The sequence below is a fragment of the Clostridium sp. CM028 genome (assembly GCF_030585565.1).
Lineage (GTDB): Bacteria > Bacillota > Clostridia > Clostridiales > Clostridiaceae > Clostridium_AD > Clostridium_AD estertheticum_B.
Window position 1 is genome coordinate 572929 of sequence record NZ_CP077766.1, and the last position, 21155, is coordinate 594083.

At 30.6% G+C, this 21155-nt stretch carries 22 protein-coding genes; 20 read left to right on the plus strand and 2 right to left on the minus strand.

Annotated features, from left to right (window positions below; genetic code table 11):
- Position 1: 1 nt before the first annotated feature.
- From KTC94_RS02810 to KTC94_RS02890, 17 genes are all read left to right on the plus strand, one after another.
- Complete coding sequence (locus tag KTC94_RS02810) at positions 2 to 616, plus strand: hypothetical protein (protein WP_220319681.1); 615 nt, start codon at positions 2 to 4, stop codon at positions 614 to 616.
- Between the two features lie 228 nt (positions 617 to 844).
- Positions 845 to 1522 (plus strand): response regulator transcription factor, encoded by a 678-nt coding sequence (locus KTC94_RS02815; RefSeq protein ID WP_220319682.1) that lies wholly within the window; start codon positions 845 to 847, stop codon positions 1520 to 1522.
- Positions 1515 to 2525: a HAMP domain-containing sensor histidine kinase gene (locus tag KTC94_RS02820; protein ID WP_309137240.1), complete on the plus strand. Its 1011-nt coding sequence runs from the start codon at positions 1515 to 1517 to the stop codon at positions 2523 to 2525. The genes KTC94_RS02815 and KTC94_RS02820 overlap by 8 nt, the downstream gene beginning before the upstream one ends.
- 83 nt (positions 2526 to 2608) lie before the next feature.
- Complete coding sequence (locus KTC94_RS02825) at positions 2609 to 3292, plus strand: ABC transporter ATP-binding protein (protein WP_216304065.1); 684 nt, start codon at positions 2609 to 2611, stop codon at positions 3290 to 3292.
- A complete protein-coding gene (locus tag KTC94_RS02830; RefSeq protein ID WP_220319683.1) occupies positions 3289 to 5904 on the plus strand; it encodes an ABC transporter permease in 2616 nt (871 codons plus the stop codon). The genes KTC94_RS02825 and KTC94_RS02830 overlap by 4 nt, the downstream gene beginning before the upstream one ends.
- Positions 5905 to 6100: 196 nt before the next feature.
- A complete protein-coding gene (locus KTC94_RS02835) occupies positions 6101 to 6628 on the plus strand; it encodes an RNA polymerase sigma factor (protein ID WP_216304063.1) in 528 nt (175 codons plus the stop codon).
- Complete coding sequence (locus KTC94_RS02840) at positions 6622 to 6906, plus strand: hypothetical protein (RefSeq protein WP_216304062.1); 285 nt, start codon at positions 6622 to 6624, stop codon at positions 6904 to 6906. Before KTC94_RS02835 ends, KTC94_RS02840 begins: the two co-directional genes overlap by 7 nt.
- 5 nt (positions 6907 to 6911) lie before the next feature.
- Positions 6912 to 7781 (plus strand): ABC transporter ATP-binding protein, encoded by an 870-nt coding sequence (locus tag KTC94_RS02845; protein ID WP_216304061.1) that lies wholly within the window; start codon positions 6912 to 6914, stop codon positions 7779 to 7781.
- Positions 7774 to 9063 (plus strand): ABC transporter permease, encoded by a 1290-nt coding sequence (locus tag KTC94_RS02850; RefSeq protein ID WP_220319684.1) that lies wholly within the window; start codon positions 7774 to 7776, stop codon positions 9061 to 9063. Before KTC94_RS02845 ends, KTC94_RS02850 begins: the two co-directional genes overlap by 8 nt.
- Positions 8999 to 9649, plus strand: coding sequence for an ABC transporter permease (locus tag KTC94_RS02855; protein ID WP_304518681.1), 651 nt, complete (start codon positions 8999 to 9001; stop codon positions 9647 to 9649). The genes KTC94_RS02850 and KTC94_RS02855 overlap by 65 nt, the downstream gene beginning before the upstream one ends.
- Positions 9650 to 9999: 350 nt before the next feature.
- Positions 10000 to 10563 (plus strand): RNA polymerase sigma factor, encoded by a 564-nt coding sequence (locus tag KTC94_RS02860; RefSeq protein ID WP_220319686.1) that lies wholly within the window; start codon positions 10000 to 10002, stop codon positions 10561 to 10563.
- A gap of 2 nt (positions 10564 to 10565) precedes the next feature.
- Complete coding sequence (locus KTC94_RS02865) at positions 10566 to 11030, plus strand: zf-HC2 domain-containing protein (protein ID WP_216304059.1); 465 nt, start codon at positions 10566 to 10568, stop codon at positions 11028 to 11030.
- Positions 11031 to 11057: 27 nt separating this feature from the next.
- Positions 11058 to 11726 (plus strand): DUF2953 domain-containing protein, encoded by a 669-nt coding sequence (locus KTC94_RS02870; protein WP_216304058.1) that lies wholly within the window; start codon positions 11058 to 11060, stop codon positions 11724 to 11726.
- 87 nt (positions 11727 to 11813) lie between these two features.
- Positions 11814 to 12215 (plus strand): GerW family sporulation protein, encoded by a 402-nt coding sequence (locus tag KTC94_RS02875; protein ID WP_220287171.1) that lies wholly within the window; start codon positions 11814 to 11816, stop codon positions 12213 to 12215.
- Positions 12216 to 12583: 368 nt separating this feature from the next.
- Positions 12584 to 13501, plus strand: coding sequence for a DMT family transporter (locus KTC94_RS02880; RefSeq protein WP_253198262.1), 918 nt, complete (start codon positions 12584 to 12586; stop codon positions 13499 to 13501).
- 123 nt (positions 13502 to 13624) lie between these two features.
- Positions 13625 to 14137, plus strand: a complete 513-nt coding sequence (locus KTC94_RS02885; RefSeq protein WP_216304055.1) for a GNAT family N-acetyltransferase — start codon at positions 13625 to 13627, stop codon at positions 14135 to 14137.
- A gap of 810 nt (positions 14138 to 14947) precedes the next feature.
- The gene (locus KTC94_RS02890) at positions 14948 to 16039 is read left to right on the plus strand and encodes a hypothetical protein (protein WP_304518682.1); all 1092 of its coding nucleotides are present in this window, start codon (positions 14948 to 14950) and stop codon (positions 16037 to 16039) included.
- A 223-nt stretch (positions 16040 to 16262) separates the two neighbouring features.
- Here KTC94_RS02890 and KTC94_RS02895 read toward each other — a convergent pair whose 3' ends face one another.
- Positions 16263 to 16469, minus strand: coding sequence for a DUF378 domain-containing protein (locus tag KTC94_RS02895; RefSeq protein WP_165412978.1), 207 nt, complete (start codon positions 16467 to 16469; stop codon positions 16263 to 16265).
- 247 nt (positions 16470 to 16716) lie between these two features.
- Between KTC94_RS02895 and purB the strand changes: the two genes are divergently transcribed.
- A complete protein-coding gene (gene purB, locus KTC94_RS02900) occupies positions 16717 to 18147 on the plus strand; it encodes an adenylosuccinate lyase (RefSeq protein WP_216304027.1) in 1431 nt (476 codons plus the stop codon).
- Between the two features lie 382 nt (positions 18148 to 18529).
- Positions 18530 to 19528, plus strand: a complete 999-nt coding sequence (locus KTC94_RS02905; RefSeq protein ID WP_220319688.1) for a tyrosine recombinase XerC — start codon at positions 18530 to 18532, stop codon at positions 19526 to 19528.
- Between the two features lie 243 nt (positions 19529 to 19771).
- On the opposite strand, the gene KTC94_RS02910 is transcribed toward KTC94_RS02905, so the two are convergent.
- On the minus strand, positions 19772 to 20239 hold the full coding sequence (locus KTC94_RS02910) for a hypothetical protein (RefSeq protein ID WP_220319689.1): 468 nt from the start codon (positions 20237 to 20239) through the stop codon (positions 19772 to 19774).
- Positions 20240 to 20458: 219 nt separating this feature from the next.
- Here KTC94_RS02910 and lexA point away from each other — a divergent pair, with 219 nt between their 5' ends.
- On the plus strand, positions 20459 to 21067 hold the full coding sequence (lexA, locus tag KTC94_RS02915; RefSeq protein WP_216304024.1) for a transcriptional repressor LexA: 609 nt from the start codon (positions 20459 to 20461) through the stop codon (positions 21065 to 21067).
- Positions 21068 to 21155 lie beyond the last annotated feature (88 nt).

A 21155-nucleotide genomic window follows, 5' to 3' on the forward strand; every position in this document is an offset into this window, starting at 1 on the left:
TATGTACGACTACCGTTATAAAGACTGTGAAAATGTTGGACAAAAAATTCCTATGGCCAATATGCCTATGACGAAAATCCCAATGGCCAATATGCCAATGGCCAATATGCCTATGGAGAATATGCCTATGATGAACATGCCTATGGAGAACATGCCTATGATGAACATGCCTATGATGAACATGCCCATGATGAGCATGCCCATGATGAATATGGCCATGATGAATATGGCCATGATGAGTATGCCTATGATGAATATGCCTATGATGAATATGGCAATGCATGATGAAGCTGATGAAGATTTAAAAAGCATGTATCCTAAAATCTATAGAATGATATATCCCATGGTAAAAAAACATTGTGATATGATGGAATCCAAGTATGGCCCAATGTATTGCCCTAGTAAGGATGAAATGGAGCATATGTGTAAAGAAGTATCTGAAAAGTGTGAAAAACATTATAGGGATGACGATGATAATGATGATGAGGATATGAGAGACACACGCCGTCAAGGCAGAAGAGGTCCGATTCAAGATTTAACCAGAATACTGTTTATCAGAGATTTACTTGGACGAAGGAGAAGAAGACGGAGAAGAATGTTCCATCATGGATATTAAAATAAACGTCTGTTGACATAAAGAACACGAATATCTAATTTGTTAAAATGTTTTGTTATACTTTATGAATACATTTTATAAGTTTTTAACCCTACGCAAAGGAATACCTTTACGTAGGGTTATTCATTTTAACATCAAACTATCGTTTTTATTTAAATTATGAGATAGATAATGTGATAAAATAGAAGAAAGATAATACTTACTAGGTATACAAAGGAGATTTACACAATGAAAATACTATTTGTTGAGGATGATATAATAATTGCATCAGGGCTTTGCTACTCACTTACTCAAGAGGGGTATTTTGTTACCCACTGCTTGAATGTGGAGTCAGCAAAAACTATGCTGCATAAAAATAGCTTTAACTTGGCAATACTTGATTTATCTCTTCCAGATGGAAGCGGCTACGATATTTGTAAAATAATTAAGGCAAAGGAAGATATACCAGTAATATTTCTAACGGCAATAGATGATGAAGTTAATGTAGTTATGGGGCTTGATATGGGGGCAGATGACTATATAACAAAGCCATTTCGTATAAGAGAGCTTCTATCTCGAATTAAATCTGTACTTCGCAGATATGATAAAACAGAAATTACAAAAACAATCATTGAGTTTAGCGGTATAAAGATAGACACTACACAGGCAAAAGTGTATAAAGAAGCGAATGAAGTTACATTAACATCTCTTGAATACCGACTACTTCTAATCTTTGCAAATAATCAGAGGCAAGTTATTGATCGCAATCAACTTTTAGAAGGTCTATGGGATTTTGCAGGGGATTTTGTGAATGACAATACTTTAACGGTATATATTAAACGTTTGCGTGAAAAAATTGAGGATGACAGCAAAAATCCAACAATTATAAAAACAGTTCGTGGAATTGGATATAAGGGAGGTGATTAATATTCTACGAAATAAAGAAATAAAGATATATATAACTCTTTTGGTTTCAATTTCACTAATAGGATCAGTTGCCTGTTTTTTCGTTAATATAATTGCAGGAATTATAGCACTTTTAGTTTTGCTTTTAATAATTGTTATATCTTTCATTTTTACCAGATGGAGATATAATCAATTAGACCAATTATCTGAGTATCTAAGGATAATTACAAGTGGAGATTATTCCCTTGATATTAGAGATAATGATGAAGGCGAGCTTAGTATACTTAAAAATGAAATATACAAAGTAACTGTGACTTTATATGAACAGGCTGAACTATTAAAGAAAGATAAACTTTTTCTTTCGGATTCAATTTCTGATATTTCCCATCAACTTAAAACTCCAATAACTTCAATGTTTGTTATGACAGACCTTATATGTGACAAAAGTCTACCCCAGGATAAACGCCAAGAATTCACCCAAAATATTCGGTCACAACTTGAAAGACTTAAGTGGCTTGTTGCGTCACTACTAAAGTTATCTAAGATTGATGCAGGTACAATTGAGTTAAAAAAAGAGAATGTAAATGTACGGGAGCTTATCAGTAGGGCTACGCATCATCTGCTAATTCCTATGGAACTTAAAGATCAAACCCTTGAAATTAGCGGTGATGAGCATACTGAGTTTATTGGCGATTTTAATTGGTCCTCAGAGGCTGCTTCAAATATAATAAAAAATTGTGTTGAGCATACACCTTGTGGTGGAAATATAGGTGTTGATTTTTGCGAAACTCCAATATATACAATGATGAAAATATTTGATAATGGTGAGGGGATCCATAAGGAGGATTTACCACATATATTCGATCGCTTTTATAAGGGCATCAATGCTCCCAATGACAGTATAGGTATTGGACTCGCCATGTCAAAAATCATTTTGCAGAAACAAGGTGGTACAATTGAAGTTACCAGTGAGAAAAACAAAGGTACAAAATTTATTATAAAGATTTATAAAAGTGTTGTGTGACAAAATCGTCACACAAATAGTCACTGTAAAGTCATATTAGACAGATATACTAAGGTTACAAACTAACAGAGGAGTGAGCAGCAATGGAGATATTAAGAGTAGAAAATCTGTCTAAAATATATGGTAGGGGTGAATCATCTGTAAAGGCTCTAGATAATGTGTCGTTTTCAGTCAATAAAGGGGAGTTTGTTGCAATTATTGGACCATCGGGGTCGGGCAAATCAACACTTTTACATATATTGGGTGGCGTTGATACGCCAACAAGTGGAAAGGTTTTTGTAGAGAATGCTGACATTTACGAAATGGATGAAACAAAGCTTGCCATATTTAGACGTAGGCAAATAGGTCTTATCTATCAATTTTATAATTTAATACCAGTTTTGAATGTAGAAGAAAATATTACCCTACCGCTATTACTGGATGGTCAAAAAATAAAAAATGGTCAACTAGATGAGATAATTAACACGCTGGGCCTTGTAGATAGATTAAATCATCTGCCTAATCAGCTTTCAGGTGGTCAACAGCAACGTGTATCAATAGGAAGGGCATTGATTAATAACCCAGCGCTCGTACTTGCAGATGAGCCTACAGGAAACCTTGATAGCAAAAACAGTGGAGAAATAATAGAACTTCTAAAGCTGTCAAATAAAAAATACCATCAGACCTTAATAATAATCACTCATGATGAACGCATTGCTTTGCAGGCAGACCGAATAATTTCAATTGAAGATGGGCGAATCGCAAAGGATGAGGTGATTCGAAGATGAATATCATAAATTCTTTGACCCTTCGTCACATGAAATCAAATAAAAAGCGTACTATTGTTACAATTATTGGTGTTATATTATCAGTTTCTATGATAACAGCCATACCTACCTCCGTGATGTCTTTCCTTAGTATGATGAAGAAAAATACCATAGAGGATACAGGAAATTGGCATGTACGCTATAACAATTTACGTAGTGAAAACATTAATGAAGTGATGAATGATAAAAATACGGCAAATGCAGCTTTAAGCAGGAATATAGGATATTCAAAGCTTGAAGGTTCTAAAAATAAGAGTAAACCCTATCTTTTTATAGAAGAATATGATAAGCAGGGCATGGAAAGCTTTAATTTAGATTTAGTTAAGGGTCGTCTCCCTAAAAAATCAAATGAAATAGTTATATCTTCTCAGATTTCAGAAAATGGTGGCGTGGCATATAAGGTTGGTGACGTGCTTAAATTAGATGTTGGAAAGCGTTATGAAGATGGAAATAAGGAAGCCCTTGGACAGATTTATAGCTTCCAAAAGCAAGGCAAAGATAAAAAAGGTGAAAAACTTATTGAGGAATATAAAAAAGAATATACTATAACAGGAATTATAAGTAGACCCAACTTCGAACTCTACTGGTCACCTGGCTATACAGTGATATCCTATCTTGATAAAACGGAGCTTGCGCCTACTGACACTGTTGATATATCAGTAGTTTGGAAAAATGTGAGCAAAAAAGTAAATACACAAGCAAATAAGCTTTCGGAAAGAATAGGAATTCCTAGCGATAATAAAATCTACAATAGTAGCCTTTTAAGGTACTATGGAATTATTAATGATCATTTACTCTTAACTCTATATATTCTTGCAAGTATAATGATGGTTATTATAATTATAGGTTCCGTAGCGCTTATATATAATTCCTTCGCAATTTCAATTTCGGAACGTAGCCGTTATTTAGGGATGCTTGCAAGTGTAGGCGCAACAAAAAAGCAAAAGAGTAAATCTGTATTTTTTGAAGGTTTTGTTGTTGGGGTTATCGGTATTCCTATAGGTGTATTTTTGGGGACAGTAGCAATGGGTATAACTTTTAAGCTTGTGCAACCGCTAATAGAAGGCTTCGGAATAGTTGTTAAACTAAAGCTTGTAATATCTCCAGGTGCAATACTAGTGGCTATATTACTTTCTATTATTACTATTTTAATATCAGCTTACATTCCCGCAAAGAGTGCATCTAAGATATCGCCTATTGATGCGCTGTGTCAATCACGAGACATCAAGCTCACCAGTAGAGTTGTGAAGACATCTAAACAGACAAGATTTATATTTGGATTTGAAGCAGAGCTTGGGCTTAAAAACTTAAAGCGCAATAGTCGCAGATATAAAACTACCATATTTTCCTTAGTTATTAGTATTGTACTGTTTTTATCAGTTTCATCCCTATCCTTGCTGTTTCAAAAATCAGCAGAAAGTAAAGTCAATAATATGCCTTATGATGTTAATGTTTTTGTAACATCCTCTGCCACAGCACAAGAGAAAAAGAATTTTTATAATGCCATAACAAAAATGAAATATGTGGATGAAAGTATTATTGAAGAAACTATGAATAATGCTGTAGTAGATGTTAAAAGCAGTTTAATTCCTGATGAAATTAAAGCAAGTATTTCACCAAATAATAAAGAAGAAAAGGCTGAAAATTATGAAACACATTTTACGATAAAATCTATTGATGAGGCAGCACTTAAGAGATATGCTAAAGAAACGGGAACTGATCTTATTAGTTTAAAAGATATTGTAAATCCATCTGGCATACTCATTAACACTGTGTCTATCAAAGCGGATAATAAATACCTACGTATGAACCGCTTTAATATTAAGCCAGGAGAAAAATTGAAATTTACGTATCCTGTAGGTAATAAGCCTAATGAATATAGTGTTTTATTAGAAATAGCAGCCCTTGCAGATAAGACGCCTATTGGTGAAACCATGTTAACTAATATAGAAGAACCTATGATTATAGTATCAAAGGATGTGTATGCTAGTATACAAGGGAAGCTGCCAAAAATATCTGAGATTAGCCAGGTTGATATGCTTATTAAAAGTTCTAATCCTACAAAGCTTGTGGAAAGTATTAAGGAATATCAAAATAAGACCTCAATTGCAAGTGTAACTATTATTGATTTTACAATGCAAAATAAACAAGGCAGGCAACAAATGACATTTATCTATGTATTTTTCTATGGCTTTATAGCAATTATTACTGCTATTTGCGTAGCTAATATTTTAAATACCATATCAACTAGCATATCCCTACGTAGACGGGAATTTGCAATGCTTAAATCCGTTGGAATGACACCAAAGAGTTTCAATAAAATGATTAATTACGAAAGCTGGTTTTATGGAATTAAGAGCTTGCTCTATGGGCTTCCTATTAGTTTTGGAATGATGTATTTGATTTACAGGGTTTTGAGGGACTCATTCGATATTCAATTTGCTGTTCCATGGGGTAGTGTTATTGTGACTATAATTGCTGTATTTGCAATTGTCCGTTCAACGATGATATATGCAACTTCAAAGATTAAAAAAGAGAATATTATTGATGCACTAAAAATAGAAAATATATAAGGTAACATTAATGTTTTTCTAAAAAGCTAGTTTGGAGGTTAGCATCTCCTTGCTAGCTTTTTAATATTGCAGCATCGCAGGTGATAATTTAATTCACATGAAAATTTTTCTTATAGTGTAACTTTTTATGAACTTATACGTGTAAGAAGTATAATAAAATAGTTAAGCTATGGTTTTTTCGCAAAGAGGTGATGATTTGATTGATGATAATACAATAATGGATCTAGTCAAAAGTGGTAATAAAAAAGCTTTTGAGGAGATTGTTATTAGGCACAGATTAAAGGCTTTAAGGTTTGCACAGAAATATGTAAAAGATGAATTTATATCAGAGGATATTATACAGGATAGTTTTGCTTTAATTTATGTAAAAAGAATGGATTATAAGAATAAATATAGTTTTAAAACATTCTTATATACAGTGGTAAGGAATAAGTGCATCGATTATCTAAGAAAACAAAAGCCAGTAAATATTGATGATATAAAGCTACGGACACCTTCCGCAGAGGATATTGTTATGAAAAAGGAAGACAGATTATTTGTAACAGAATTATTAGGTAAATTAAATAAGGAGTATAAGACTGCATTGTACCTTTATGAATATGAGGATATGTCCTATAAGGATATTTCAAAGATAATGATTAAGTCTGTAGGTCAAGTGAAAATTATTATTTTTAGAGCAAGAAAAAAACTACAAAAACTTGCTAAGGAGGAATATAGATGTTAAAAGATGAAGAATTTCTAAGCGTAATGTGGCAGAAGGTTGAAATAGTTGAAAATGAACAATTGGAAATAGAAAGAATTTTAATAAGAGATAAGGAAATTAAGAAAAGACAGTGTTTTATCTATTTCGCTTTAATTCTAATGTTTATAGGAATTTCAGTTCTCTCTTTATTTGTTTATATTGATATATCTATAATCGCCATTTTATCATTCATTACTCTTTTATCGTCAATGAATTATGAATCTAAATTAATGAAATTTACGCCAGTAATTAGGAGGTAGGAATCATGCAAATTAATATAAATAATTTATCAAAAAAATTCAGTGGTATGAGTGCCTTAAAGGATGTTAATTTAACAATAGATCAGGGGATGTTTGGACTACTTGGAAGAAATGGAGCAGGCAAAACTACTTTGATGAGGATACTAGCAACTCTGCTTAATAAAAGTAGTGGCGAAATCAGCATTTGTGGAATAGATATTTTAAAAACTAAAGAATTAAGAAAACTTATTGGATATCTTCCTCAGGACTTCTCAGTTTATCCAAATCTATCCGTTTATGAAGCCATGGATTATTTAGGAGTTTTATCAGAGGTTCCCTCAAGTGAGAGGAAAAAAGTAATTCCAGAACTTTTAGAAAAGGTTAACTTGTTAGATTGTAAAAAAGTAAAGGTTAGGGCTCTGTCTGGCGGAATGAAAAGAAGACTTGGAATAGCTCAAGCAATTTTGCATAATCCAAAAGTTCTAATAGTTGATGAGCCAACTGCAGGGTTGGATCCAAAGGAGAGAATTCGATTTAGAAACCTTCTTTGTGAACTAGCAAAGGATAAAATAGTTATTCTTTCAACACATATAATCGGAGACATTGAGGCCACCTGCAAAAACATTGGAATATTAGATAATGGGAGCCTTATATTTAAAGGAACTGTTCAGGAATTAAAAAGCAAAGCAGAAGGAAAAGTTTTTTCTATGAACGTTAACCCCGAAGAATTAGAAAGAATAAAACAAAAATATATTATAACAGGTATGATTATGTTAGGGGACAGTATCTCCATTAGGGTTATCTCAGATGTTCCTCCAAGCGATAATTCCCAAATCTGTAAACCCAATATTGAAGATTCGTACATGCTTATGATTGGAGGGATAGATAATGTTTAATCTATTTTCAAAGGAATGTAAGCAATTAGGTAAGAGTTTGATTTATATAGTTTTTATTTGTATCGCCATAGTATTTTATAATACCCAATACTATTCAAGTATAAAAGGAAATGATCCACAGTATCAAGGAAGTGCTTTGATAAAGCCTTCTTATGTTCAAGATGTTGAAAAGTACAATAAAGAGAATGATGGGTATCCTTATGGATCTACCTTTAAAGAGATACCAGAACAAATTATTTCTAAATCAACATCAATGATGTATGGAGAGCATATGCAAGGAACATACTCATCCTATCCACATAGCTTGTTTAAAAATGTTAAATTAGATAAGGAAGACACGAAAAAGATAGAAGAAATTTTATGTCAAATAACAGGAAAATCTCTAAGCGAGTTAGACAAATTGCATAAAACCGAAAAATGGAGTGAAATACATTTTAGCAGCAGCTCAAAAGACTATGCTAGCTTTAAAGTATTAATGGAGGAAGCTAATAATATAATAGGAGAGCAATCTAATTATTCAAAAGAAAATTTAAGAAGGTTTGGCGTTAGACCAATAACATATGAGGAAGCAATGAAAACTTATAAAGATTTAATAGAAAAGGATAAGATTACAAATGGTTTTGCAAGGATATTTTGCGACTTTATGGGAATCGTAATGGGCTTATTTCCGGTGTTTGTTGTAGTATCTTTTATTAGGAAAGATAAAAAAAGCAATATGAAACAAGTCATTTATAGTAGAAGAGTAAGCTCTACTAAGTTAATCCTGTCGAGGTATAGTGCCTTAGTTATAATGATGATGGTTCCAATTTTCTTACTTGCAATCGTCTCAACATTTCAGGCCGCAAGTATTAGTGGAAAACTTAATATAACGGTAGATTATTTTGCGTTTTTTAAATATTCAATAGGATGGCTTATGCCAACGCTTATGGCAGTAACTGCGGTAGGGATGTTTTTAACTCTTCTTACAGAAACAGCAATAGCTATTCCAGTTCAAATGATTTGGTGGTACTCCTCTATATTTAAAGGTGCATTAATTGGAAGTTATGGTTTAAGTCAATTAATGATAAGATTCAATACAATATATGAGAGAGATGAATTTGTTTCTATTATAAATAATATATTTTTAAATAGAATGTTCTTTATATCGCTATCGGCAATTTTCGTGATTGCATCTATTTATATATTAAATCTAAAGAGAATAGGAAGGATTGATTTTTATGATAAGTATTCGAAATGTTTTACAAATTTCAAAGGTAAATTTAAGAATAGCTTTTCGAAATAATATATTATTCTCAATTGTATTATTAATTGTAGCTCCCATAATCTTTAGCATTACTAATTTGGATTTTCCAATGGCTGCAAAGATATGTGAGCAATTTATTATAATGATTGGAGTAGTGATTCTAGTGCCAATCTTTACACCGGAGGAAGACGGAAATATAAAAGAGACAATAAACGCAAAGGCTATTTCTCCTATATTGGTTTATATAATAAGAATACTAATATCAGTAATTTTACTAGTATCACTAATAGCATTATTTGTTAATATATTGATTTATCTTGGTGGAACCTTTACTTCAGGAAGGTTAATAATGGGAACATTTATATCTGCATTATTTCTAGGCGGATTAGGGTTATTTGTTGCTTCCCTTACTGAAAATGTAAGCATAGGGTATATGATACCAATAGTTTATTTTGTCTTTGATATCATGACAAAGGGTAAATACACAAAAAACTTTTGTATATTTTCTTTAATGAATAATAGCTTTAAAGAAAGATATTATCTTCTTGTAGCAGCAGTAGTTCTAATAATTTTATCATTATTAGTTTATTGGGTTAAGACTAGCAGGGGTGTCGCCAACATTTGAATTTGTTTCTATTATTTGTTTATTGGACATTAGGAGCAGGATGCATTAACTCCTCAAAAACCTCCAGAAAATAAAGTCATTAGAATCTTATCTAAAGTAGGATTTGGAGGGAATATAGTTTTATTTATATGCTCTATATTAATTATTATTGGATTTGGTATTATACCTTAATAATTAAGTGACATAAAAAAGGTGTTCATAATAAATTGATACAAATTTATTATGAACACCTTTTAATTTTTGATATAAATAAAAATAATATATATTTGAAACTTTATTCATTAATTATGTGTATATAATAGAGAGAATTATTTTGGAGATGATTTAAGGTAGAAGCCGGAGGGGATGTTGTGGAGATTGAAAAAAAATTAATATCGAGATGCAAAAACTATGACAAATCCTCCTTTATGGAACTTTTTAAGATTTACGAGCGGTATTTGTATAGCATTTGCTATAGTTACACTCAAAATGAACAGGATTCTCTTGATATTGTACAAGAAATTTATATAAAGATTTTTAAAAATATATCAAGTTTTGATGAGACAATGCCTTTTCGCCCCTGGTTACGAAGGATTTCAGTAAATACTTGTATTAACTTTAAAAGAAATATTAAAACCAACGTCATTTCATTAAATTATGAATATGCTAATAAACTTTGTTTAGAAGATACTATTGTTTCTGACTACAATTTAGAAGAGGAAGTTGAGAAAAAGGAGTTTAAAAAGATTATTGAGGCTGGACTTAATAACTTATCTGATAATTATAGAATGGTAATTGCATTAAGATATTTTGATGATCTGAGTTACTTGGAAATTTCAGAATTGTTAAATAAACCACTTGGAACAATTAAAACGGACTTGTATAGGGCTAAAGCGATATTAAAGAAACAACTAGAAAGTGAGATGGAGGCGTAATTATGTGCTGTAAATTTGATAAGGAACTGTTATATGCTTTTGATGATAAGACAATTGAACCATTGGAGAAAATATTCATTGAAGAGCACATAAAATACTGTACTGACTGTCAAAAAGACCTAAAGCTAATAACTATTATTAATGAAAATATTAAAGATGAGCTAAGTCATATTGAATTTCCTGATAAACTAAGCATAATTTCACAACTTGTTGCAGAAAACTGCATATCGGAAATGGACAATATTAGCATTAGGATGAAGGTTCACAATATTATTGTGACATACAAGGGCATACATAACGTTATAACAGAATCAAGCGAAGCATATAAAAATAATCCATATAATAATTTCATAAGTAATAGAATTGATGCTACTTTTAACTATATTAAAACGCCTGTAAAACATATGATTAAAAACAAGATAAATGAAATGAGTATAGTAAAAAAATTAAAATTAAAAGTAGGTTAGACTGCTAAAGGAAAAGGAGGTGCAAGCTTGTTTGTTTTATTTTCAATAATAAAAATACTACTTTATTTATTAATCACTATATTGGGCTTGATTTTATTGTTTATAATAATACCATTTGAATATGAATTCAATACAAAAATTGATGAAAAAATTAGGACAGATGTAAATCTATCATTTTTTAAAAATTTTTTAAAGATGATGGTGGCATATGAGGATAAAGAAACATTATTTTTAATAAAGGTGATGGGATTATGCATTATTAGAAAAAAAATTAAAATGTCTAATAGAAAAAAAGAAAATGAAAAGGTAAAACTAAAAAAGAAAAAGAAGAAAAATGTTGATTTTAATATAAAGGATTATATCCAAGGGGCATTCATAAATGATTTAATTAATTACTTTAAAGATATAATAAATATTACTAAACCAAAAAAAATCAAACTCAATGGCGTTTATGGATTTGAAGATCCTTCATTAACGGGTATAGCTTGTGGAATTGTCCCTTTAGTATCAAGTTTTATTCCTACAAGCGATATTAATTTGCAACCAGTGTTTGATGATGAAATAATTGATATTTATTGTGAAATTCATGGCAGAATTTCTTTATTGGTAGCTACAATAAAAACACTTAAATTCATTCTTAAGAAAAATAATAGAGGAAAAATATTTAAAAACTTTAGAAAATCTGAAACTTATTAATAATTTATGTGTATTGTTAAGTATAAAGTTAATAATGATTGCGCAATCAATAAATACTTAAATTTAAAATATTAGGGGGATTAAGTTATGATAAATATTACAGAAAATACCGAAGCATTATTCTCAAACCTTGAAAAATTTTTAAAAACAGAAACAGTAGTGGGGGAGGCAATAATTATAGGGGAAACAACACTCATACCACTTATTACAGTTTCATTCGGATGTGGAACTGGCGGTGGCACAGGCAACTCTACTAAGGATGGTGAGGGTTCTGGAGGCGGACTTGGAGCAGGAGCTAGAATAACCCCAACTGCTATTTTAGTTATAAAAAATGGAGAAGTAACAATGCTTCCTATAAAGGGTAAATGTAATCTTGAAAGTCTTATTGAAATGGTACCAGAAATAGTATCTAAAGTAAGCTCAAAAATGGGATGTAGTAAGAACAAAAAAGAAGGGTCTGAAGAAGATACTAAAACGGAAAAAGAGTAATTAAACATTATTAAATACATTACAAAAAAGCATCTATAATATATTTATAGATGCTTTTTTGTATTGATAAAAAATATGAAATCAATTTATACATAATTTTACTAAATATTTGAAACTTATATTAATATTATGTATAATTGAATAATTACGCAATGGTAATTTAATGGGGAGGGATCTAGCCGTTTATGAGAAAATTTAACAAAATATATTTAGGTATTATTTTAGGTGTGAGCTAATTGGTCCTAATGCTGGTTGATAGTACATAAAAATGTTTATTGAAAATAATGACACCTATGCTGTTGTTTTGTAATCAGTAAACAAAGTTATTGGTAGTTAACATAATGAATAGAAAAAAGGAGTTTAGAATTATGCTGAATTTACGCTACAAAGGATATGCAATGGCTATAGTCGGTGCGATTTTGTGGGGGATTTCTGGTACTGTTGCACAGAAACTTTTTCAAAACGAAGGATTTCAACCTGGCTGGCTAGTAACAGTAAGAATGATAACATCAGGTGTACTATTGCTCTTATTCGCAAGTATTAAAACTAATGGACAACATAAGGTTTGGTCTGTATGGAAAGACTCTTCTAAACGATTACATTTGATTATATTCGGGATAATTGGGATGCTCGGAGTACAATATACTTATTTTATGTCCATCAAATCAGGTAACGCTGCGACAGCCACTTTGTTGCAATATTTAGCTCCGATATTTATAGTAGCATATTTGGCAATACGATTAAAAAAAGTCCCAAGCCCAAAAGAATTTATTTCAGTTGGTTTAGCTATTTTGGGAACATTTCTTCTTGTGACTAACGGCACGGTTGATAGGCTTACTATTTCGTTACCTGCCATCGCTTGGGGAGTTGGGTCAGCAATTGCCCTTGCCTTTTATACATTATATCCACATAGTTTGCTTAAGGAGTGGGGGGCTGTGATTGTTGTAGGTTGGGGTATGCTTATAGGCGGAGTTGGGCTGAGTTTCATAAACCCGCCATGGAATATACAAGGTCAAAATTGGTCTTTGCTTTCTAGTTTATTTGTTGGATTTGTGGTTTTATTCGGTACACTAATTGCCTTTTATTTGTACATAGCTAGTTTACAATATATTGCACCTACTGAAGCTAGCTTATTGGCAAGTGCAGAACCTTTATCCGCTACACTTGCTTCTATATTTTGGTTACATGTTCCTTTTGGATTGTTTGAAGTAATCGGAGGAATGTGTATTATATCTACAGTAGCAATTTTAACTTTAGGGTCTAACACTAATAAAAAACCCTTATAAGAAAAAGAAAAAACCAATTATAAAAGGTTATGTTTTAAAAAACAAAAATATTGTATAATGTTGTATAGAATGATCGTTAAGAAATTTTTAGTGGCAACTTTTTATTGTGAGAGGGGTATAAAAATGATAAGAGAAGCAGTAGAAAATGATTTGATTGATATTTTAGAAATTTGTAATGATGCAATATTAAATACAACAGCTGTCTATGATTATAAAGTTCACACAATTGATGACAGAAAACAATGGTATGAAAAAAAGAAGAAAGAGGGGTATCCAATATTAGTAGTTGAAGAAAATAATAAGGTTATCGGATTTGCTACATTTGGGCCATTCAGAGCATGGCCTGCATATAAATATACTATTGAACACTCTATTTATGTTAATGGTAACTGTAGAAACAAAGGCATAGGAACACTACTAGCTAAAGAACTAATAAGATTTTCCAATGAAAGAGGATTTGCAACCATGGTGGCGGCAATTGATGAATCAAATGAAAAAAGTATCAAATTGCACGAAAAATTGGGGTTCGAGTATTCAGGTAAGATAAATAAAGCTGGATTTAAATTTGGGAAGTGGCTCAATCTTGTTTTTTATCAATTAGAGCTTAAAGGCCCTGAAAACCCAATAGATGGTTAGTGTGTAAGTTATAATAATTATAAAATACATAGAGAGTAGGAAATAGAATGGCTGCAATGATATGATAGCAATTTATTGTAATAATTGGAGTAGTAATTCTAGTGCCTAACTAATCAAAAATTCATTTAGACAAAGCATCTATATTAATTTATACATGCTTTTTTTTGTTAATAAAAAAATTTCAAGTAAAACTTGATTAGTTTAATCACATATATCTCGCAAAATATAATATTCTCTTTATTGAAGAAACTCAAAATGGGAACAAGAGAATACTAACAATGGAACAAATTTAATCAAACAAATAAATAAGGCATCAAAAATAATTATTAACAAAATTATTTTCCAACTACAACTTAAAATATCCTTTGTTGAGACATACTTGTATGTTATTTAAATCAGCAAGTAGAAAAAAGCAATTAATGTTACTATACGGGTTAGCGTCAACATCATAATGAAGTATTTTATGATGTTAAATTTTTATTAATGATACCACATTTGGGGAATTTGATTTGCTATCATTCGATATATGGAATATAATGAAACAAGTATTTTAACGATACTTCATTATATTTCTAGGGGGACTACAAAGAGAAAATTTCAGTGTAGTGAGCAATCAAAAGGGAGGCGTTGGCAAGACCATGTCTACATTAAGATGCGTAGCTACTATTACTTAGGCTCTTGTATAAATCTTCTCAATTCAATTTTTAAGTTTGTCACAAGTATCCATCTACTTTATAATTTACTGAAAGTGAATTATATAATTATGTAGCTGGAAAAACAGTAAAAAATAAGGGAGCGAAAATTAATTTTATGAATATTATTAAAACTGCAATTATAACTATAATAATATCATTTATATCTGGATTACTATTAGATTATTATAGAAATTTAGGACCTAGAATATTATGTAATGTACGAAATGGTAAACCTATAAAAACGGATGGAAAAGAACATTGCACATACATTATTACTGTTAAGAACCCATCAAATAAAACAATTCATGAGTTAACTATAAATATACAGGGTTCACAGACTAACTTAAAGAGTGCGGGTGCCACAATAACAAAAGGTTTAAAATTTGATTCTTCAATAAAGGATAACATTTTAGAGGTTTATATCCCTTTTATAAGTAAGGGTGATGAGTTTTCAGTTACAGTATATGTAGAAAAACAATCTAATTACAATAATAAGCCTATTATTGTAATCAGATCACCTGAAAATTTTAAGGAGATAGACTCTGTAGAACAAAAGGGAATACTATCATTTTTGTTTAATATACCTAAAAATGTAAAACAGGTAATCCTTAAGGCAGTGAGAAAGAACGAAGCAATAGTTCCTAATGAAAAAGAAGATTTTACAGCGGTTATGAATAAGGTAACAGGCGCTGAACAAACAATAAATAAAGAAAATAGGGAAGCGCTCTCTAGAAATAAGAAAACTAGTAAGAATAAAAAGGCAATTATAATTATCGCAACAATTATTTTAGTTATAATTGTTGGGGGTTTAGGAAGATTTTATTTTAAAGGGATATCTCCTAATGTAAAAACTCCCGTTCCCAAACTATCCACAGATGAAAAAAAATCAACTGGAACTCCAGATAAAAAAGGATCAACTGGAACTCCAGATGAAAAAGAATCACCTGTAACTCCAGATAAAAAAGAATCACCTGGAACTCCAGATGAAAAAGAATCACCTGTAACTCCAGATGAAAAAGAGTCAACTGGAACTCCAGATAAAAAAGAACCAACTGTAACTCCAGATGAAAAAGAACCAACTGTAACTCCAGATGAAAAAGAACCAACTGTAACTCCAGACGAAAAAGAACCAACTGTAACTCCAGATGAAAAAGAACCAACTGTAACTCCAGACGAAAAACAATCAACTGTAACTCCAAGTAACTAGTTAGCTAGGATGTGATAATGGAAAAAATCGATATATCAGAAATTAAAATAAAAGTATTGGAACGTAGGCCAGTATAACTTAGCAATTGTGAACTGAGCCCAATTAAGAGGGCCTAGAAACCCAATAGATGATTTAATATAATCAAAAATACTCCATAATAATTTACGGAGTATTTTTCTATTAATATTACACTATTTAAGATAATATTAATAGAAAAGAGGATCTAATTTTTTTTATTTCTCGCTATGAAAACAATAATATTCACAGCAGATAATCCTACTAAAATGTATATTGCTCTAGCAAGGAAGGGAACAAATCCAAAGATAAGACTAACTAAGTTAACATTTAACAATCCTAAAAGTCCCCAATTTAAAGCACCAATCAATACAAACACGAATGAAAGTTTGTCGATAATACTAAGCTTATACATAATTACCCCCAGACTAATATAATTATTCTATTTGTATAAATTATATTATAAATATAATATTTTAGAACTGTTTAATAATTTCTTTAAAGCGTATATAATGTTATGGTATATAAATTTATATACTAAAAAATAATTTGGAAAGTACAAATTAAGTATACGAACATTTTCATTACTTTTAGCACTATTGTATGTTATAATATGAATGAAACTTGTTTTATATTTAAAATTGTACGTATGGAGGCAGAATATGAGAAATTCTTATAATACACCATTAAATAGTAGATATGCATCAAAAGAGATGAGTTATTTATTTTCAGATGATATGAAGTTTAGAACATGGAGAAAGCTTTGGGTTGCACTAGCTGAAGGTGAAAGGATATTAGGAATCAATATTACAGAATCTCAAATTGAAGAGCTTAAATCCTATGTAGATAATGTGAATTACGAAGTGGCTGAAAATAAAGAAAAAGAAATACGACATGACGTAATGAGCCATGTATATGCATATGGGGTTCAATGTCCTAATGCGAAGGGTATTATTCATTTAGGGGCTACTAGCTGCTATGTAGGCGATAATACAGACTTAATAGTCATGAAAAAGGCTTTACTATTAATTAAGAAAAAATTAATTAATGTAATTAGTAAATCTTCAGAATTTGCATTAAAGTATAAAGATGTTCCTACACTAGGTTTTACCCATTTACAGCCAGCTCAATTAACTACTGTAGGTAAAAGGGCAACCCTATGGATTCAAGAATTAATAATGGATCTAGAAAATTTAGACTTTGTAATAGATAGAATAAAGTTACTAGGGGTTAAAGGAACAACTGGAACCCAAGCGAGCTTTATGAATCTATTCGAAAATGATGAGAAAAAAGTAAAAGACTTAGATAAATATGTAGCGAATAAAATGGGCTTTGAAGATACATATCCCGTTACTGGTCAAACTTATTCTAGAAAAGTAGACTCTATAGTATTAAATACTTTATCAGAAATAGCTCAAAGTGCATATAAATTCAGTAATGATTTAAGGATACTTCAAAGCATGAAAGAAGTGGAAGAGCCTTTTGAAAAAAATCAAATTGGATCCTCTGCAATGGCATACAAAAGAAACCCTATGCGTTCTGAGCGAATTAGCTCTTTATCAAGATATATTATAGTGAATTCATTAAATCCTGCTATAACAGCTGCAACACAATGGTTTGAAAGAACATTAGATGATTCAGCTAATAAGAGAATATCCGTAGCTGAAGCTTTCTTAGCACTTGATGGAGTATTAAATTTGTATATGAATATAGCTGGAAATATGGTAGTATATGAAAAAGTAATTACTGCTCATGTAAACCACGAGCTTCCATTTATGGCTACAGAAAATATCCTTATGGAAGCTGTTAAAAGGGGCGGGGACAGACAAGAACTTCATGAGAACATTAGAGTTCATTCTATGGCTGCAGCAAAACGCGTTAAAGAAGAAGGCTTAAATAATGATCTTATAGAAAGAATAATAAATGATGATAGTTTTAGGATGTCAAAAGAAGAGATATTTGCTGTAATTGACCCGATTAAATTTGTAGGTAGAGCTCCAAGTCAAGTAATAGAATTTATAGATGAATATGTAAAACCAATAATCGAGGCCAATAAAGATGCATTAGGAGTAGAAACTTCTATAAACGTATAATCCTTAGTATTGGATAGAAATTATACTATAAAAAGCTATCAGTGATGCAAACAAAACTGATAGCTTTTTTAGTTTAACGACATTTTAGAAGGAAAGTCTCCCAATTCTATAAGTAAGAGTTACATAACCTAACAAATAGAAAATTTCAGTGGTAGTATAAATCTCCTTTTGAAGTCGGTAATATTGTAGCTCCACAGGCCATGATTTCACTATAACTTTCGAAGAATAAAATTCAAATTGCATGTGGAAATAATAAAAATAATAAAAACATTTGTTTATTTTTATTATTTTAGAAAAATCAGGATTTTGCTCCCCCTCTTGTAGTATAATAATGTCGTGAAATGTAAGTTTCACGACATTATAATGATTTTTGGAGGTACTTATGAAATCGAATATAAATACTATTTATAACAATGAACTCCCACCGTTTCTAAATGATTATCTGAATTATTTATCTACTATTAAAGGATGTTCTAGTTCTACTGTTGTTGCTTATACTGCTGATTTATCATTGCTATTAAAGTTCTTAAAAATATACAAAGGTCTAGTCTCTTCAGAAAATGCTCTGCCTCTTGAGAACATTATAATTAGTGACCTAACTTTAGATACATTAAAAACTCTTACATTGCAGGATTTATATGCCTATATCTCCTATCTTGGGAAATATAGGGCTAATGGTAACTACGCTAAAGCAAGAAAAATTGCATCTATAAAGTCCCTATTCAAGTATTTAACCACTAAGGCTAAAGTGCTAACTATAGACCCGACAATAGATTTAGAGTCACCAAAACTTGGTAAAAGAAGTCCTGTTTTTTTAACATTAAGTGAAAGTAAGGCACTACTCGACGCTACAAGCTCTAGAGATAAGCATTCTATTCGCGACCATAGTATTATTACATTATTCTTAAATTGTGGTATCAGGCTGTCAGAACTTTGTAGTATAAATATATCCGATTTTAAAGATGATACATTATCTATTATTGGGAAAGGAAATAAAGAACGAACCATTTATTTGAATAAAGCTTCATTGAAATCAATTTATAAATATTTGCCTATTAGAAATACGAACATAGATAAAATTCATTCTGAAGATAAGGATGCCCTTTTTATAAGTGGTAAATATGGAAGAATTAATAAACGCACTGTGGAGAGAATTGTAAAAAAATATATAGGTAATGCTGGACTTAATAAAGATAAGTATACTCCTCATAAATTAAGGCATACATCTGCTACTCTTATGTATAAATATGGAAATGTAGACATTAGAAGTCTACAAGAAATATTAGGCCATGAAAATATATCTACCACCCAAATATATACTCATGTAGATAATGATAAATTAAGAAATGCGGTTAAGTCAAACCCACTTTCTGATGAATAAAAAAAAGTATATATTACTATTAATACATTCACTTCGCTAAGAACTACTAATTTTTTTTAATTAATCTGCTAAAAAATATAAACTCAATGTCGCTCAAATATATATTTTTCTTAACGCATATTAATTAAAAATAAAATAAGAAGTTCTAAAGCTTGTTCAAATGCATTATACGTAATATATACTTTTTTTGCACATAAAAAATATGCAATAGATTTTAACTATTTCCCTATTTACTTTTAATACTTATATTTTTTTTAGTCTTATAAGTCCAGGAAATTCTTCTTGAAGTAATCCTGAGTTATCATCTTCATTTTCAAGTAGCTCTTTTGCCCCGTCTATGTCATCTATAAATTCCCAAACCTCATTGTTTTCAGGTATGAACTCATCTTGATGTAGTTTTAAAAATTCATCGCTGGCTACCACTGAGTCATAATCTTCAAGTTTTGGTAGTCCATCATTTTCATCATTATCTACTTCTTCCGCTAAATTAATTTCAGACCTGTCACAAATATTTTCGTCTACCTCTTCTACCCCTTCAATCTCATTATCCTCAAAAACTTCATCAATTTTTATAGCTTTTACATCGTAACCTTCCATTTCTAAGCATTTACCGCAATTATTACATTTCTTATTTGAATTTAATTCACAGACTTCACATTCTCCACAACTATTACAAATTTTCTTATTATTAAATATACAATTTTTAGACATACAACACTCCAATCTATTTATTTCAAATACTTTCATAATAGACTATTATAGCAAATATATTTTCAATAATCAAACACTAACACCCCTTAATAATGACTTATGTATTCATACATAATAATATATAATTTTTTATTTTTATTAATAACTATAAAACAGAACGTAAGTTTGATGTTATTACATTTATATGGTATAATTATACTATGAATGGGAGGCGTTTACATGTTAACTGAAAAAAAAGATAAGCAAAGTGAAATATATAACTTTATAAAGAAACAGGTACAACTAAAAGGATATCCACCTTCAGTCAGAGAAATATGTGATGGCGTAGGATTAAGATCTACTTCGACTGTTCATGGGCATTTAGCAAGACTAGAAAAAAAAGGATTTATCCGTAGAGACCCTACCAAGCCTCGTGCAATTGAATTAATAAAGGATTCTGTCATAAGAAAAGAACTTATAGATATACCTATTATAGGGAAAATCACTGCTGGCAAACCAATACTCGCAGTTGAAAATGTTGAAGATACATTTACACTTCCTTTAAATTTCACTAAAACCAATAATGAACTATTTATGCTTAAAGTTTCTGGTAGCAGCATGATTGAAGCAGGAATATTGGATAAAGACCTTGCTATAATTGAGAAAATCAATACCGCTAAAAATGGCGATATAGTTGTAGCTCTTATTGATAATGAAGCAACTATTAAAAGATTTTTCAAGGAAAAAGATCATATAAGGCTTCAGCCTGAAAATTCAACTATGTCCCCTATCATAGTTGATGACTGTGTAATTTTAGGTGTACTTGTTGGTATTTACAGAAAGTATTAAATATCCACCTTTAAAGATTTTATGTAACAAAAAAGTCCTGCAATGAATATATCAATTGCAGGATTTTTTTATTCTATTATTAAGTCAT

What these genes read in the sequence shown, in the direction of transcription:
- KTC94_RS02810 (WP_220319681.1), top strand. Translation starts at nt 2, where the DNA reads ATGTACGACTACCGTTATAAAGACTGTGAAAATGTTGGACAAAAAATT.
- KTC94_RS02815 (WP_220319682.1), top strand. Translation starts at nt 845, where the DNA reads ATGAAAATACTATTTGTTGAGGATGATATAATAATTGCATCAGGGCTT.
- KTC94_RS02825 (WP_216304065.1), top strand. Translation starts at nt 2,609, where the DNA reads ATGGAGATATTAAGAGTAGAAAATCTGTCTAAAATATATGGTAGGGGT.
- KTC94_RS02830 (WP_220319683.1), top strand. Translation starts at nt 3,289, where the DNA reads ATGAATATCATAAATTCTTTGACCCTTCGTCACATGAAATCAAATAAA.
- KTC94_RS02840 (WP_216304062.1), top strand. Translation starts at nt 6,622, where the DNA reads ATGTTAAAAGATGAAGAATTTCTAAGCGTAATGTGGCAGAAGGTTGAA.
- KTC94_RS02845 (WP_216304061.1), top strand. Translation starts at nt 6,912, where the DNA reads ATGCAAATTAATATAAATAATTTATCAAAAAAATTCAGTGGTATGAGT.
- KTC94_RS02850 (WP_220319684.1), top strand. Translation starts at nt 7,774, where the DNA reads ATGTTTAATCTATTTTCAAAGGAATGTAAGCAATTAGGTAAGAGTTTG.
- KTC94_RS02855 (WP_304518681.1), top strand. Translation starts at nt 8,999, where the DNA reads ATGATAAGTATTCGAAATGTTTTACAAATTTCAAAGGTAAATTTAAGA.
- KTC94_RS02865 (WP_216304059.1), top strand. Translation starts at nt 10,566, where the DNA reads ATGTGCTGTAAATTTGATAAGGAACTGTTATATGCTTTTGATGATAAG.
- KTC94_RS02875 (WP_220287171.1), top strand. Translation starts at nt 11,814, where the DNA reads ATGATAAATATTACAGAAAATACCGAAGCATTATTCTCAAACCTTGAA.
- KTC94_RS02880 (WP_253198262.1), top strand. Translation starts at nt 12,584, where the DNA reads ATGCTGAATTTACGCTACAAAGGATATGCAATGGCTATAGTCGGTGCG.
- KTC94_RS02885 (WP_216304055.1), top strand. Translation starts at nt 13,625, where the DNA reads ATGATAAGAGAAGCAGTAGAAAATGATTTGATTGATATTTTAGAAATT.
- KTC94_RS02890 (WP_304518682.1), top strand. Translation starts at nt 14,948, where the DNA reads ATGAATATTATTAAAACTGCAATTATAACTATAATAATATCATTTATA.
- KTC94_RS02895 (WP_165412978.1), bottom strand. Translation starts at nt 16,469, where the DNA reads ATGTATAAGCTTAGTATTATCGACAAACTTTCATTCGTGTTTGTATTG.
- purB (WP_216304027.1), top strand. Translation starts at nt 16,717, where the DNA reads ATGAGAAATTCTTATAATACACCATTAAATAGTAGATATGCATCAAAA.
- KTC94_RS02905 (WP_220319688.1), top strand. Translation starts at nt 18,530, where the DNA reads ATGAAATCGAATATAAATACTATTTATAACAATGAACTCCCACCGTTT.
- KTC94_RS02910 (WP_220319689.1), bottom strand. Translation starts at nt 20,239, where the DNA reads ATGTCTAAAAATTGTATATTTAATAATAAGAAAATTTGTAATAGTTGT.
- lexA (WP_216304024.1), top strand. Translation starts at nt 20,459, where the DNA reads ATGTTAACTGAAAAAAAAGATAAGCAAAGTGAAATATATAACTTTATA.